Genomic DNA, 16,213 nt, shown 5'->3' on the forward strand with positions numbered 1-16,213 from the left:
ATTATATATGTAACCCAACATGAGCTAACAAGTTAGAGTTTTATTCAATGGTAGTACCGAATGATTTGTTCACATCGTTCCTCAAAATGATTACCACTAGTAGTTCAATCATAATTAAGAAGAAACCATCAGGATCCTTGACCATCAAAACATTGAAACCAGGTAACCGTTTATTCCTATTATGTACAGACATCGGAATAGCAGCTGTTAACAGTATAATATCTGAACCAAACACATATGCCAACCGCCAAACAAACAAAACAGGTACACATCCGACCGTTACTGAGCCAAGCACCCATGATCCCGAAGTCTGAAGTGAACGTTGATATTTATCTGAGTTAACACAATTACAACAACACGATATGTCTGATTCAAACACAACAATTATGGTCTCTACACCGTTATATACTAATATTACGAACGATAATCACAAATCTGTTATATCCACCGAGAAAACATATAAGCATGGAAATAACATTATCCCGTTAACTAAACATGAACCACAAACGATCAATGAAACCAACTGTCCATAATTCTATCGGTTTAGATAAAACTGTTAATAACAACAAGTATACGATCGAACGTTGTGGCAACCAATTAACTAATACGATAAACTAATAAATAGATACCACATCTAAACATTCCGATAACAAATGTTAATTCTATCCACGATAAACAATTACATAATGTCAATGTTAAAAAGTACACAGGATTGGTTGTTAAGCTTGATTTCAATGTTCCTTTCTTCGTTAACAGATCAAAGATGATTAATGTTTTATCTTACAATTTTATTGTTAATATTATTAACCGTTTATAAGAAAGATAATAAGAATGGTACAGCTAACAACACAGATAGGAGTGATGGAGATAGGAGAGAAGATGATGAAGAAAGTGAAGGCAATATGGAAGGAGATGAGGATACCGATAACTATGCCGATGACAACGATGATGACTACAACGATGATGATGGTAATAATGACACCGATAACAACGACAACGATAACTCTGATGATGATAACTACAACGATGATGATGGTAATAATGACACCGATAACAACGACAACGATAACTCTGATGATGACAACAATAAAACAACCAAACATTGTAAACATTAGTAACATGTCTTAATTCTATGGAATACCATAACAATGAGTGTTTAAACTTCAATAATAAAAAGTCAATCCGAACACTAATGATGAATAACAAGAAACGAGTATATAAATATTAAAATGGAAGATATTAAAAAAGATATTGATATAACTAGAATGATTACAACGAAGAGGAAATCGGAATTTGCTTATACAATTAATGCTTTAAATGTAATCTACGACAACCTTGTAAAGGACCGAACACTTCAAACCAAACCACCATCTGATATTACCAGATCAGTAACATCCGATAGTCAACATTGGGTATCCTCTACTGTTCATAACTTAAGCACAACAATCGCTGCTTTAGAATATTCCGATAGCACAATATTAACAAATTCAAGACTAACAGCAACAACGTTGACAATTTTGTGTCTGCTTAGTCCTGGTGACCATGCGTTGATAATTGATTCAGTTTATTATCCTTTAAAAGAATTCTGTAATGTATTATCGAAGTTAAACATAAACATTGATTACTTCAATCCCAGAGACGAGTATAGCTTAAAGACATTACTACGAACAAACACCAAGTTAATCCATTTAGAATCACCATGTTCGGATACGTTCGAGGTATTAGATATCGATAAAATCTGTAAATATGTTAAACAACGGTCTGATAAATGTATTATATCAATGGATAATTCATGAGCAACACCTCTAATTTACAAGCCATTAACACATGGTGTGGATGTATCAATCTGTGATTTAACAAACTATTTGATAAAACAATCAAACACCGATCTTACATCAATATCAACAACAAAAACCCTGTCACATATGTTTATAAAGTTTAAAAATCTCGTTAATTTAACATATGGTAATTATGATCTGTTAACCATTCTCAACAATATAAACAATTCTATATTCCGATTGTATAGCCGTTATAACCCGATCATGAAGCTCTGTAGACATTTGTCTAAGATGAAACATTTATGCCAAGTATTCTGTCCGGCATCACGGAGCTCACCTGATAATTGACTTTGACAACAAAATTACAACCTCCAAAATAACATAATATCCATTAAGTTAAATAAAAATTCGATTAACAAATGTAAAAAATTTCTAAGCAACTTAGCGGTTATTAAAACGGATGGTGTTTATAATGACAACAAAACTTCAGCTTCGTTGTTTGTCATCAGACATAGGTTATTTGGAACCGAATCCACTTACCCAATAATTAGACTACGGATCGGATTAGATGATATTGATAATTTAATAACTGATTTAAACAACGCTTTGATAACAACCGGATAATTGGATAAATTTATTATTTCTATATTATCTGTCGAAACTAACGGTCATAAACCTGAACTTAGATCGGAACAAATCAATTAAAAAACCAACAAATAGTTCCAAACATGTTGTTGTCACCGTGTTGTGTTGTATAACGATTGATTTGAAGTAAATACTACCACAACCGATAGATATATAACGGTGTATTAACATTGGTTAATTAAATTCGAATGTCGATGATTTGTTAATTGATTTACCAACAGCCTGTTCCATCATCTATCTGTTGAATGAACATTGAAACCAAGATTTTAAATCATACATCCTCAGATCTGTTTATCCTATCATTTAGTTAAACAAGTAAACAAAAATCCGAACCATGTTAAAACGAACATGTGGTACAGATGTTGTTCATGAAGAATAAAGACTTGGAGATAGGAGATTAGTTTAGTAATCATGTTCATGGCATGTTATGGATTGGCAATGAATATATGAAGATTTACAACGTTACATTAATGTATGGGATTACTTCGATTGTTACCATCAATTAATTAGATTTCAAAGTGGAATATTTTAATATTTAGTTCAACAAAAACCAAACGTTTGATTGGTGTGGTATTAATTAAGATGAATATTAGTTAGTTGTAACAACGTAGTAACAAATATGGTCATAAACGAACAAACATATTATCATCTTATGTCTATGATTGATGGTTTAACCAACAATAATCATCTCAATTGGATGGTTATTTAACTACACCATGTCATCAATTAACTTAAATCATCCAAACTCAACATCTATTACTACTTAAATTCGGTTACATTTAACATCTCCTTGTCACTAAACAACAAGGAGGAACAACCCGACCAACATAAAAACTTCTACGCATCGCCATACGATAACTCCTTAACCTGTTATATACAATAAATATTTTAATAAAACTTAAAACAGTTTACCTGATGTTTGGTACATCCCAATCACGTTGATAAAATCCAGTGATTAATTCCATGTTTCATTAGACCAAACCTATACAACAACTTAATATCTTCCATATTTTGTATTGATTTAATTCATTTAATTCGGTTTCTACAACATTCATGGATATAACTATTTGTACTAATTTTTTGTTATTAACCCGTCCATCGTTGGTTAACATCCACGGGTTTCATTCTTCCAACGGTCTACTTATCTATCTTCAGATTTTATAGTTTAAATCCTAGTAATACATTAAGGATTCCGATGATCAAAATAATTGTTGTTTCGATTACAGAACTAAAACTTAACTTTGTAAAGCTGTTATAAATTCCAATCTTCGGTAGTTCAAAATTTAGTGACGGTAGTTATTGTAGATTCATGTTCATAAACTCAAATCAAATGATTTAAGCTATTATATATCAGACCAAAGAAACCTTTATATTCCATCTCTATTCCATTTGAAGGTAAATATAGGTATATACATCGGATATTGTTACTTACATTTCCAACCATCTCACCATTGACCATGATTAATGGGTAACGATATTGTCTTAGAAAAGATATTAACAACCGAAATATCAGATAAAACGAATATGGTACCAAACGTTGTTATAATTAATCCTAGATCCAAAGGAACAGGATGTTGGCATTGGTAAAGCAGATGAAGCACTGGATGATAACAAACGATGGAGTAACAGCTTATACGTAATACTAACCTCAACAGATGATAAGAAAATACCGAAGTCAAGATATTTAAAGAAATCATAACTAACACCAATGATGTCATGGATGTTGGTACAACATGGCCATAGTATTAACTCAGATAATAGTAAACTTAAAAGTTCAAATACCTGTTGGTTCTGGTAGTAGTTAAACAAATGTTGAAGGAAAAAGCTTCATGTAGTAGAGGAGGGCAGTAGGAATCTTGGAATAAAATCCTAGGAGAGTATTAGGATCAGATGAAGTTATTTAAGTAGAAACAGTTGTTCTAATGGTTATTAGAAGAAATCAAAGATGGACATCGGTGAAATATTACAACAAGTTAACCACATAATGTTGATAGATACTAACGTTCAGATTGCCATCTACGAGTTAGAGCTGATTTATAAAATCAAAGTAATAATGGTAATATCTTTTAATATTTTACTAAACAACCGAATAACAAAATTGTTCGATGATGATGACTTAATACTACAGATACCAAATTCATGTTTCATCTGCTATTGCCATAAACAAGAACTATTTACCTCCGATGATGGTGTTATAATACTAGATATTGATATCGATCTATTAATATCAAAACAAAACAACCTGATAAACAACAAACATATGTTCTCATAGATTAATGATTTAGATCTTAATTAAAAATAGATGAAATAGAACTTAATTATCTTAACTGTAACAACGACCACCCTGTTTAACCGCAACAACATGTTAATGTTACAAAATACCGATTGGTACATAGATCTGATTCAGGTTAATAGATAAATATTAACATGGAAACAACATGATTTTGGTTTAAACGACGGAGATGGAACATATTAGTGATTACAAACATCTTTAACAACCTCCATAAACAATATCAACGAATAAATGATTAAGTAAATTGTTCGAGACTGAAACCAATGTACATGTTCGGTTGCAATTACTCGGATAGACATATGTGTACATATTGTTTAAAGGTTAACAACGGTTCAAGATAGAAATCTTCGATTGTATGTGGTAGGATGGTTTTTAAAACAATACAACATATGTTAACTATAACTTATATAATTATTATTTATATTCTTGATAATATACAATTAGTATGAAGATTTATCATTAACAAAATGGTTATAAACGTTTAAAGTAATTTAGACCGAGATTGGTGTTAATGATTAAAATAATATCAGATGTATTACAACATACATTAAACACGGATATGTTCAAAGAAGAGATATTAAACTCTGATAAAAAACCACAACGTTGAGGTAACAACATGGATTAAACCAATTAAATTATTGGAATCACATGTTAATTTAGAACAGAACCGCAACATCCAGATCTTCGATGATAGTATTCCAATTCTTAGTATTTAAAACATAAACAACCAATGATATACTATGTTGTATGTAAACTAACCAACGTTAGTGCTAACCAATTAATTCCAACATTCTATCGTTTGGTCATTTTCTAATTGAACTTCAAACATGATAATGGATATCAAGATCTTACGAAAGAAACACATGGACGATATTGGCTCTGTGTTACAGATTAACATCTTTGACCAACAGTATCCAGTTACTGTTCGTTGGGTCTAATCTCCAACCATTAAAAACAATTATAGTTAAACATTGGATTATATCTTATCTTGTACGGTATTAAACACTGGATTTTATAAGGATAATTACAACGTTGTAATCAATCATGATAAAACCGAAAGTTCAAACGTTTGGTTTATGATGTTTAAAGTATATAAACTGATGTTTTAATAAGAAATGATAACTTAGATGTTAAAATACTAACCATTTGATAGGAACAGATATGTAGATAGATCTTTATACTAATTGACTGATTCCAGTGTTTCGTTTCATTGTTAGTTGCATTATCGGAACTATGAACCACACACTTGGAATTGTGATTACTGTTCATGGTTCTATTTTAAATTAATGATTTATGTATACGTAATTAATAATATCCCTGTGATGGCACTTATGAATACCATATTGAAAACATGTAGAACCAAATTTCATGCTAATAACAACAAACCAATGACGAACCAGTCTATTGATGGTATAACACATTCATGTTTGATAGAATTAAACGAAACTGATACAACATGTTGTTCTATCGACTATTATTCAACACTAATACTGGAATGTATATAAAAAATCTGAATGAATAAGCCAAAGATTTACACCAACGTTGTAAGATGTTCTCATCTTTGTTTTAACAGTTCTACTCTCACTTCATTGACATTAGGTTCCATAATCTCTATCTCCGTTAACCTACATTAAGAGGTTCAAACTTTGATCTGGTTATTAACCTCACATTGTTTTTAACCTGATATTAATTATTAAACCACAAGTCATAGGATAGACATCAATATCTAGAACCTAGGTCCTTCCATCTCCTAAGATTTTCTTCATCAATTACAACAATCTCAATCAAATCATTTATTAGTTCTCTTTAATTTTTTCACTCAACTAACCGATCATCAAGATAAACATTTTGTTGTAAGCAATGAACAACATAATCAGGACCAACAAACTGCGGTGTAAACATCCAACTCTTAATATCTCCAAACATCCCATCAAGCAAATAACCTCATATTAATACAATTAAACAACTCAATCAAATTAACAACAAATATACTGATTATCCACGGTTAACTTAAATAACATATCGTATTCTAAACTTTAATTTAATTAAATCATAACTCAAACAAATTAGACTTAATACCTGATTAAGTTCACATTCACTTTAATACTTCTAATCGAGTGAAATAACAACCAAGTAATCCATTGACTAATTAATTGGTAGTAACCTCATAAATGTTATTGATAGGATTACAGAAAACAGGTAAATCAAGAATAATTCGGTCAACATGTTGTAACCTTAAAACACTATACGTTGTTACAAATTCTATAAATGTTAAAGATAAATTATTCCAACATATTAAACATAGATCTAATAACTGGAATATTTATGAAGAAAGTATTGATTTAACCGCACTTATTAAAACAAACGTAAACACGAATGCCATTGTTATAATAGATGACATCTCTACTTGGTTGTCAAACATTCTGATATTGAAATCTAATTGTTACAACGAAATTGATAAGCTGTTAATGTTGCTTAAAACAACAAAAAAATGGATAGTAATCACTCACGAATTAAGTAACACCATTAGTACAAACACATTAAACAAAAACTTCACAAGACTACTGTGAAATACGACTCAACAATTGGTATTAATATCAAACAAAATTTATATTAGTATATCGGGGAATATATTGAGATTAAAATAACGGAGGTTATTATATCCAGATCAGGTACATGTTTTAACCTCGAATGTTATTGTTATAAACCCATTAAATCACATACGTTAACAACAACCTAACAACACAGTAGTAACAAACAATTTATAGGTCATTATAGGAACCATCATTCTAACCCATAGGTGTTAGTCTCATAATGATGTGATTAACAAGCAAGTAATCAAATAAACTCTGGATAATCATTAGAAGATTTGACTTAAGTTCAATACCATAGACATAAATAGTACTCGATTTCAATAACAGATTAACATTTATAACATCAAAACCCTATGATCCGAACAAATAGTCAGAACGTTGTTACCAACGGTCCTATAACAACAATGTAAACCACCCTTTAATATTAAAACATATTCTATTGATCAGATATTAACAAACGTTGCTCGGCAATGAGATGTTGACGATGAAATAGAAGTACGACTCCAAACCATCTGAAGTAAGAACTATTCAAACTGAACTGAACATCTCTAAACAAACGAAACATCAACATGATAACCTACCACAACGAGATAAGCGAAAACGACTTCGTAAACTTTGTAAAGCAAATCAAACAAATTAATATTTCCAAACACTCATTAGTAGCAATAACCAAGTTCTTTCAAACTGATTTGACAACCGTAATCTTAATTCAAACTAAATATTTATTCTTAAAGTCGAACTTAACATCCATGGATTTTGTGGTTTACACTACCGATGGACTAAACAAAAAACATACCAACCTCCAAATATCTCAACCGGATTAAAGATCCAATTAAAAACAAATACCAATAAATCTAACAGGTTTAACAACATAATAAACTGTTAGAAACTACAACTATTACGAACCGAAGGTAAGATACTTATAACGGTCATCATACTTCAAAAAAAACCTAAACCAATGTTTCATTCAATCAGCTATACACCAACAAAATTTATATATCCTAACTGAGTTAACTACATAACATCATCATTACTAAATCAAATTGGATTTCAAAATCTAACAAACAAATAACTTATATCGTTAGTTATTACTCTTATAACGGTTTAAACATATTGGTGATAAATTATTGGTTCAAAAACAACCCAACACATATACTAACATCGATAGCACAACAAACGACCACAACAGATGATAGATCTTTGGTAGAAGTATCTAACCTAATGGTATAATGAATTAAAAATTAAACATAAATACGATCAGTTCATATAACAACGACCAAAATTCAGATCAAGTAACAACATATTAACATGGATAGCGGATATAAAAGAAACTTAAAGTTCATTGTTCTTTGATGTGTTTGTAATCATCGGAATTATATCATGTTAACAATTATTCTGATCGGAAGATAAACAACATCCAACGAAGTGATACTGTTAAGTATTAATCCCAAATATATATATATATATCACCCAACACCCATTACTACCGTTTCTTCCTGTTTCTTAAATTATTACTCCGAAGATAGAATTTATCACAACATGTTGACATCGAACATTATCAAACAGGGTAACAATACCTGAATTTTAACTGATGGTTTTCATTGCTTAAAGTTCTTAGATGTCGATCCATGTATGGGTTACTGAAACCACAAACAACATCCACATTCCTATCATCGATAACTCAAGTAAAACAACAACATTTACCCATTAATCCAATTGGTTATTAAATTCCAATATGTCATATAAAATTATTAACTAAATCCTCATAAAAAATATTGAAGATTACCACCTTAAGTATTTATCCTAAATCAGATACGAACATATATATATATATATACTACTCACGTTGATCGTTAACTAACATCCAGATCTAAACGATACTGTTAAAATAAATACTTCATTGTATAGACATGTACAACGTTGGTCCATTAAATGGCTAATTCAAACAACATCTATAAATCCTTATCTCGAATATCAACCGATAGATCGAAATGCTAATTGTAAGTACATGATCTGTTCAAATCTTATGAAACAACAACGTCCATACGAATCATTAATGTGATCCGAACCAAACACATGAACCCATTGTCTGATTAATATCATTTCAATTAGTCAATTGTTGTCATGAATTGAGTTCATCAATCTAAGTTCAATATAATTACTTCATCCAACACGACCCAACATCGATGTGAACATGTAAAACAATTGGATGTACTTTTATCGAACATAAATCCTATATAAAAACTCCCCACCATGAATGAAACATTGATCCTATTCACTCGTAAATATTTGATGGTGTGTTGCGGTAAACCAACAAAAAAACATTAATATGGATGGTTATTAAAATCATAATTCGAACCAAGACAACACATGGCCATCAATAAAATCATGAAAGTGGAACACAACGTTGTCATGATAATTATGAATCTAATGGATATTGATGTTGATAATGAGATGTTAACCATTTAAAGATGATTGGTTTTAAAATCTCAACGTTGTTCCGATTAAACGACCAGAACAACATCTTAGTCTATGATCCACGGTTGTTATAGATCTTATCTTTAATAACAGTTCGTTAACGTACGAATGTTTAGTATCGATTAGATGGTTTTTATTAAGAACAATTTGATGGATTAATTCCAAATAGATCAGATCGTTGTGTCGAAACAACCTTAGGTTAATAGAATTCGGATATAACCATTAAGCTAATGAAATATATCAAGTGTTATCTATTCAACACCAAAACACATGAATATATAACGATGGCTTCAACCATCAAACGTATGGGTAGTAGTTAAAAATATTTCCAATCATAACATAAGTTTCAGATTATATTTACACTCCAAGATGATTATGACCATGATAGATTCTGGATAATGATGAGTGATTTATTATTAGTCTTTTAAAAAACAACTGAAATAAAACAGTGACATCGAACATAACAACAAAAAAAAGATGTACACGTATATTCAGGTTAACAACAACCACACACATAAACATCAGTATATTATTATAAGATCTTAATACATGTTAACCATAGTATTTATTAAGTGTTATGAATGATAATTTGATGTAATACCAACAGGTTAGACATAGAGGATGTTAGTAGTAATACCCATAACCTTAAGTCAATTCTGTCACTTGTTTATCAACACGATGAGAAAACAGTTAACTTCTAGTTTAATATCACATATACGTAGTTGGTTCTAACAAGAATTCTATATTAACCATGATAGAAATTAATCCGATTGTTATTAACTATAAACACAACCATCCCCATGTTAGTATATGACGAAGTGTGATAATAACGAAATGTTGATTCTGGATTTTATCTTCATTTGTAACCAATCTATATAATATACATACTACACACATATCTATATATACCTGTTGTAAAATTGATTATCCAATGATGGAATAAACAACCTTGGAGACTACAACCAATATCTGATTCATGTGTATTCCGATATCCTTAGATCGATTATAAGGTAGAAGTTATGTTTAAAACATACGGTTTCTAAATACCTTTAATAACAACAAGTTGTTCTGGTTTAAACCATCTGTTTCATCTGAAACTTAAATAAAAAACCGATAACAACGTTCGAATAATTATTAAACATAGGTGTTCGGTTTGTTATTCAAACTAACGTTTACATCCAGTTAACCTCAAGTCCGATCAGGAAACAATTTTCATCATCAGACTAATAACACATAACACACGATCAACGTTTATCAAACTCTTTATTAAGACCAACATTCCTATCTTATATTAACGAAAAAATCTCTTTATCAACATGATCGGTATCCAAGTATAACGGTTTTAAATGGATTTAGTTAATGGTCAAATTAATAAACTCGCCGTATATACCCAACGAATACAATATCGATTAATCAATTAGTATTTGGATATACAACACCCATGGATATAATTCTTTAATTAATTCGAACATTTTGAATTTATATCTTAGATTATTCGTTAACTACCTGTCTCCATAAATAACAACGAATGAACCAACCTTGGATCTTGTTCTATATTATATCATAATTATTATAAAGATATTAGTTAACGTCTGTGTTGGTAGCGATTAGTTAAGTCGGGATAGAACTCAATGTATTGTCATCGATGTTGGTTTTATTCATCCGATGTTGTTATGGAAATTGGTTGTTATGTGTTGGTAGAACTCCGATTATAAATCAAAGTGTTAGGTCTAAATTGTATAAGAGTTGGTAATTATAATGACTGGATGTTGGAAGCTGTTAATTGGTTAACAACGTTGTAATTCACAGAAATAAGGTAAACGAATACTTAACATTTTGTTAGTAGTAAGGTCTTAGATCGATCAATTGATCATAACTAGTTTGGTGAAGTGATTGTTATTCTGAAGTTAAGGATAAATGTTTCTTAGTTCTGACGGAGGTTACTTATTAACTGGAATGTTACACTAACAACAAAGTAGTACTTTTATATAGGTTATCATAGGTTCGTAGAAATAAGATGGAAATAATAAGTTCGTACATCTAATGATAGATATGGATTGAAGTAAGTTTAAGATTATGAGTTAAGCTGATGTGGTCAATATGGTGTAAAGATGTAGTACTTGTTTCAGTCTTTTGTTGATAACAAAGAGGTAATCTCCAAGACCAACATGGTTGGTACACAATAAAAGATCATTTGTTTGTTGATGGTATAGTACAGTTAGAGATAAAGTGAACACATAGTGAATACAACATTCAGATGATATCATGATGAATTTATTTATAATTATGGTTGTTTACAACCAATCTATAGAATTGTTGATACCCGATGAAACCATTAAGTTAAACACAACAGGGTAAGAACGATATGCAATTAACACAAGTAGTATAAGAATTAATATTGGTGTAAACGGTCCGATCTAAGGATTACTAAAATGTTTGAGTAAAAGATCGGTTTATTCTAAAAGATTTAATTATGGTGGATAGTAACCGTTGTAATTAATTTAAGATATTAAACAAATGTTTACCTGTTGATTTACAACAACGAAGACAACTCTATGATAAATGAATCAAATCATTGGTAGTCGTTAATGGCTGTTGAATGATGTCTGTTTAACGAGATAATGTTTGGTTGGAACAAAACAGAACAGGATGAATATTATTAGCTAATATGTTGTATGTAGGTAACAGTAACAGGTTGGTTCATCTTCGATCAATGACCATTGGATGTTAACTGAACTTGAAAACCATGTTGTGATTGAGATTAAAGTTTTGATCTATCGATATAGATTAATAAATTAAATATATTGTTCTAATATTCGAACCATGACAGATAAATGGTTATATGTTTACCTCTTATACAATAATGTTGGTTCGATTAATATCTTTACATAGTGAATAACCAAGTTAAGTTAATAACTTCTAAGTTATATCGGATCTTATTAAATAACATCAATGTTTTGTTACTGATTTACAACGGTCACTATGTTTCTGTATAACTGTTCATGGTGTGTTATTCATCAAGGTTGGTTATCTCTTCGGTCTGTACAAATTGATCGAACATTACAACATCCGATTCTACCAAACGTTAGGTCTTCTTTGTATAACAATAAAGATAATTTCTTCGTTTCCATCTGTAATGTAATTGTTTAAGCAAGTTATTAACATTCGCTTAGTACTAAACCGATGTCATTTATGTCATTAATAGATCATAGCAATTATGTTTCCCATTAGAAGTTGACATAGTAAGATTGACAAGTGGAGTTGAAGAAATGGAGAAGTGATACTTTAACATAGGTCGTTGTTTCAAAACAATTAGTAAATGTACGATATATTAAAACATTTAACTATTAAACCATTATTCTAATAGTAATTGATGATGGTTAAGTAACATAATAAAAACAACATGTTTGGGAACAAACGATTGGAAGGTGGTTAGTTAAAGATTAAAATGGTTATCATAAGCCATTAATATCGAACAAACGGTCATAACAACGTTGGTTTAGTCGATGATGATGTTGGAATTTATAATGATTTAGTTAGAAGAAAACAGATGATAAATGATGGTAGGTTTTTTGTTAGGATAAAGGAAGGAACTAATGGTAAGGGTGCTTGTTGCAGGAAATAGATTCTTATGTTTATTTTAATCATCTGTATTTGTTTAATTCTTTTTAAGTTTTAATTTGAGATCGATATACCATTTATCAAATCAAGGTTAAGACCAAAATACAGATAAACATACCTTGGTTTTAGATAAGTGTTAGTATTTCATTTCCATCATAGAACTACAGACATAATGGTAATTTATTTGTTTTGGTTGTGATTAAATCGATGATGGATTTTTAGACCAGAGTTTTACAACGTTGGATTAATTAATGAACTTCAAGGTATCATTGGAGTGGGTAACGTTTCAGTATTTATTAGAACAGATAACATCATCGGTGTCCAAGTTATAACAAGTACTTTACAAACAAGTGATTAAAAAATTAATATAAGATATGAGTCAATTAATTTACTAACATTATCATCTTACATTGGAATTGTACATTACGGTATAAAGAATAACATCTAATATGTACTTAGTAGTTGATATTATAACCCCACTTCTAAATTAAAACAGTTCCGATTAATATATTCCGCATATAGGAATCAAACAACATGAGAAACGTTGGTACGAAGTAACAAATTAATTAAGAACTGTTAACAATAATCAGAAACTTAAATGAATTATCTCTTTAATCTCATTGGAAATTTAGTCGTTTGAAGAGTTTTATATCGGATTAAGTTAATTCGAACCGTGTTGTTATTAACTCGAACAGATGGTGTTGTTTTAACATAATATCAATGGGTATTAATGCAGTGATGGTATATAAATATTTTAATGTGATATTATATTTAGGTAATCAAAGATTTATCGACCAAGTTATACGTGAATGTTGTTGTAGAAATCTTCGATATGTTGGTATAAATTAAAACGATACTTGAATTAAGTTGTATAAAAACAAGTTGAATTCGGTCTGTTTATTGGATATTGAATGTACAAGTATAAATCCAACCTCCGAACTTTAGTGATAAATCAAATGATTAACTAAAAACAACCGATATAGGTTTATCAAGTTGTTACAGATTTATGATAAAATGTATAACATGATGATGTTATTGGTAAACACATTGGTTGGAAATGATGAGTTTAGATGGAAAACATGAACAAGGTTTGAAGTTAAAAGAGAGTATCTTGGTAGGATTGGAGGTTGTTTCAGTTTTAATAAATCAGAATAGTAATTATAGATGAATTTATATATAAAATGTTGTTAGTAGTGGTGTTTACCCCAAAGGGGTATATGTTGTAGATCTATGTATGTTTAACAAGAAACCGAGAATATGGTTGTTTTAGTCTTATAAATTGATATCATGTTATTGTTATTAAATGAGGATAACACGTTAAAACAACCGAGGTATTCGTTGGTTACGGCCATGATTGAGCTAAGAAGTAAACTGACACGAGGATATATGACCAAGAAGAATGGTGAATACTTCTCACATTACTATAAACTGACATCACAAAATTGTAAACTTTAAGATATGGTATGGTAAAACAAAAATCAAGATGAAACTTTTGGTACTAATATTAGGTTGTTCAAACATACGATTAGTAAGATGTTGGTCGTTAGATTATTGTAAAGAGATCAGAGATAGTAAGATGACTTAATTAATTAACTAGTTGGTGTTGTACCTTCGGCTATTTCAAGGTTGTTTAAAAACTTTATTTGGATAAAACAAGTAGATCATTTTATGTTATGAAGTATTGGGTTAAGATGAACATGTTGATCAAAGGTTGATCGTTTCTTTGTCGATTAAAGCAACATGTGACGTTTATGATGGTTCCCAATACTAAACAACTCCCATGATGATCTAAGAACCGAAGTGTTAACAAAATCCTGAACTCTTATCGGTATTATTACTGAAACGGGATATTAATACAATCCGAATGTTTTGTAATTGATAAAGTAAACTCATTTAGGTTGGATAAAAATGAAGTGGGAAGAAGAAAACGTGTTGTCTCGAAAGAATAATTCTGGAGTAATCGTTGTAAGGTAAGAAATTGAAACGTATAAGAAATCTTTCAAATAACCAAATATAAACAAATATCAATGGAAGGTTGTTGTTAGAGTTCATTTTAACAGATATGTTTAAGTATTATTTTTGGTAGCGGACATACATGAAGTTACTATGGCATATATGTTGTAACAAATGGTTAAAACATTAACATCCAGAACACAGTGATAATAGGTATAAGCTGAGATTCGTTAGTCAATTTACATGATAACTGTTAATGTGAGGATGACCAAACGTTGGTGTATACCACAATTCAGGATATGTTAAACAAGATCATCGTTTGTTGGTTTCTAATAAGATTTGGTATAAAACATTGATAAATAATATATCCAGATAATAGTAATAATCGGTTAACAACGTTGTAAGTATTGAATGTTTCTTTTAACATTAGATCGAAACGAATTATCCAGATGTAATGATTGAGATTAGAACCAAGTGATTACCTTGGTTGTACTGTTTACGACTATGTCCGTCAACGGATCAATCATCTTACTATGGCTATAAGTTGAACCTGAATAAATACAACTAAGATATTGTTATTAACCATCATGGAAGTGATTAAGTAATTGACCGATCCAACGTCCATGGATTGAAATGTTACTTCGATAAATGGTTCAAGTTGTTAATCGGAGAATGGTTCTCTAAGTTAATCCAGTGAGCATCCAAATGCGAGTACAAAATCCCACCAACGTTGCTCGCATGTTAGCGAACTGGTTAACTTCAGGCTGGCAGAGCCAGCATCTCTATTAATGGACTGCCATCAGCAACAAAATCGCTGACAAAATCCATACCATTATATGTTATTAGATATC

14 protein-coding genes and 1 pseudogene are annotated in these 16,213 nt (G+C 30.3%); 12 read left to right on the plus strand and 3 right to left on the minus strand.

Translation table 4 applies throughout. The annotated features are described in order from the left end of the window. The 3 genes and pseudogenes from MAGTDC_RS01095 to MAGTDC_RS01105 form a co-directional block, all read left to right on the plus strand. Window positions 1-533: pseudogene (locus tag MAGTDC_RS01095) on the plus strand (hypothetical protein); the annotation flags it as partial. A 159-nt stretch (window positions 534-692) separates the two neighbouring features. After that, a complete protein-coding gene (locus MAGTDC_RS01100) occupies window positions 693-1,115 on the plus strand; it encodes a hypothetical protein (RefSeq protein WP_192572990.1) in 423 nt (140 codons plus the stop codon). Window positions 1,116-1,229: 114 nt separating this feature from the next. Beyond that, window positions 1,230-2,402: a PLP-dependent transferase gene (locus tag MAGTDC_RS01105; RefSeq protein WP_146656676.1), complete on the plus strand. Its 1,173-nt coding sequence runs from the start codon at window positions 1,230-1,232 to the stop codon at window positions 2,400-2,402. A gap of 992 nt (window positions 2,403-3,394) precedes the next feature. Here MAGTDC_RS01105 and MAGTDC_RS04335 read toward each other — a convergent pair. After that, on the minus strand, window positions 3,395-3,535 hold the full coding sequence (locus MAGTDC_RS04335; protein WP_192572991.1) for a hypothetical protein: 141 nt from the start codon (window positions 3,533-3,535) through the stop codon (window positions 3,395-3,397). Between the two features lie 352 nt (window positions 3,536-3,887). On the opposite strand from MAGTDC_RS04335, the gene MAGTDC_RS05310 reads away from it, so the two are divergent. The 5 genes from MAGTDC_RS05310 (at window position 3,888) to MAGTDC_RS01115 (ending at window position 7,364) form a co-directional block, all read left to right on the plus strand. Beyond that, window positions 3,888-4,010, plus strand: a complete 123-nt coding sequence (locus tag MAGTDC_RS05310; RefSeq protein ID WP_278046883.1) for a hypothetical protein — start codon at window positions 3,888-3,890, stop codon at window positions 4,008-4,010. Between the two features lie 358 nt (window positions 4,011-4,368). Then, window positions 4,369-4,695, plus strand: a complete 327-nt coding sequence (locus tag MAGTDC_RS01110; RefSeq protein WP_146656677.1) for a hypothetical protein — start codon at window positions 4,369-4,371, stop codon at window positions 4,693-4,695. A gap of 992 nt (window positions 4,696-5,687) precedes the next feature. After that, window positions 5,688-5,825 (plus strand): hypothetical protein, encoded by a 138-nt coding sequence (locus tag MAGTDC_RS04340; RefSeq protein WP_192572992.1) that lies wholly within the window; start codon window positions 5,688-5,690, stop codon window positions 5,823-5,825. A 210-nt stretch (window positions 5,826-6,035) separates the two neighbouring features. Beyond that, window positions 6,036-6,221 (plus strand): hypothetical protein, encoded by a 186-nt coding sequence (locus tag MAGTDC_RS04345; protein ID WP_192572993.1) that lies wholly within the window; start codon window positions 6,036-6,038, stop codon window positions 6,219-6,221. Between the two features lie 666 nt (window positions 6,222-6,887). Next, window positions 6,888-7,364, plus strand: a complete 477-nt coding sequence (locus MAGTDC_RS01115) for a bifunctional adenosylcobinamide kinase/adenosylcobinamide-phosphate guanylyltransferase (RefSeq protein ID WP_146656678.1) — start codon at window positions 6,888-6,890, stop codon at window positions 7,362-7,364. 281 nt (window positions 7,365-7,645) lie between these two features. Here MAGTDC_RS01115 and MAGTDC_RS04350 read toward each other — a convergent pair whose 3' ends face one another. Both MAGTDC_RS04350 and MAGTDC_RS01120 read right to left on the minus strand, forming a co-directional pair. After that, entirely contained in the window at window positions 7,646-7,822 is a 177-nt protein-coding gene (locus MAGTDC_RS04350; protein WP_192572994.1) for a hypothetical protein, read from the minus strand. Window positions 7,823-9,272: 1,450 nt separating this feature from the next. Next, window positions 9,273-9,494: a hypothetical protein gene (locus MAGTDC_RS01120; protein ID WP_146656679.1), complete on the minus strand. Its 222-nt coding sequence runs from the start codon at window positions 9,492-9,494 to the stop codon at window positions 9,273-9,275. A gap of 4,087 nt (window positions 9,495-13,581) precedes the next feature. Between MAGTDC_RS01120 and MAGTDC_RS01125 the strand changes: the two genes are divergently transcribed. The 4 genes from MAGTDC_RS01125 to MAGTDC_RS01135 all read left to right on the plus strand — a co-directional run bounded on the left by MAGTDC_RS01125 (window position 13,582) and on the right by MAGTDC_RS01135 (window position 15,358). Next, window positions 13,582-13,767 carry a hypothetical protein gene (locus MAGTDC_RS01125; RefSeq protein WP_192572989.1) on the plus strand — a complete coding sequence of 62 codons (186 nt, stop codon included), beginning with the start codon at window positions 13,582-13,584 and terminating at the stop codon, window positions 13,765-13,767. Window positions 13,768-14,435: 668 nt separating this feature from the next. Continuing rightward, window positions 14,436-14,564 (plus strand): hypothetical protein, encoded by a 129-nt coding sequence (locus tag MAGTDC_RS05315; RefSeq protein WP_278046882.1) that lies wholly within the window; start codon window positions 14,436-14,438, stop codon window positions 14,562-14,564. Window positions 14,565-14,811: 247 nt separating this feature from the next. Then, entirely contained in the window at window positions 14,812-14,994 is a 183-nt protein-coding gene (locus tag MAGTDC_RS05320; RefSeq protein ID WP_146656681.1) for a hypothetical protein, read from the plus strand. 169 nt (window positions 14,995-15,163) lie between these two features. Continuing rightward, window positions 15,164-15,358 carry a hypothetical protein gene (locus MAGTDC_RS01135; RefSeq protein WP_146656682.1) on the plus strand — a complete coding sequence of 65 codons (195 nt, stop codon included), beginning with the start codon at window positions 15,164-15,166 and terminating at the stop codon, window positions 15,356-15,358. The last annotated feature ends 855 nt before the right edge of the window (window positions 15,359-16,213 follow it).

The organism is Candidatus Hodgkinia cicadicola (genome assembly GCF_002774925.1).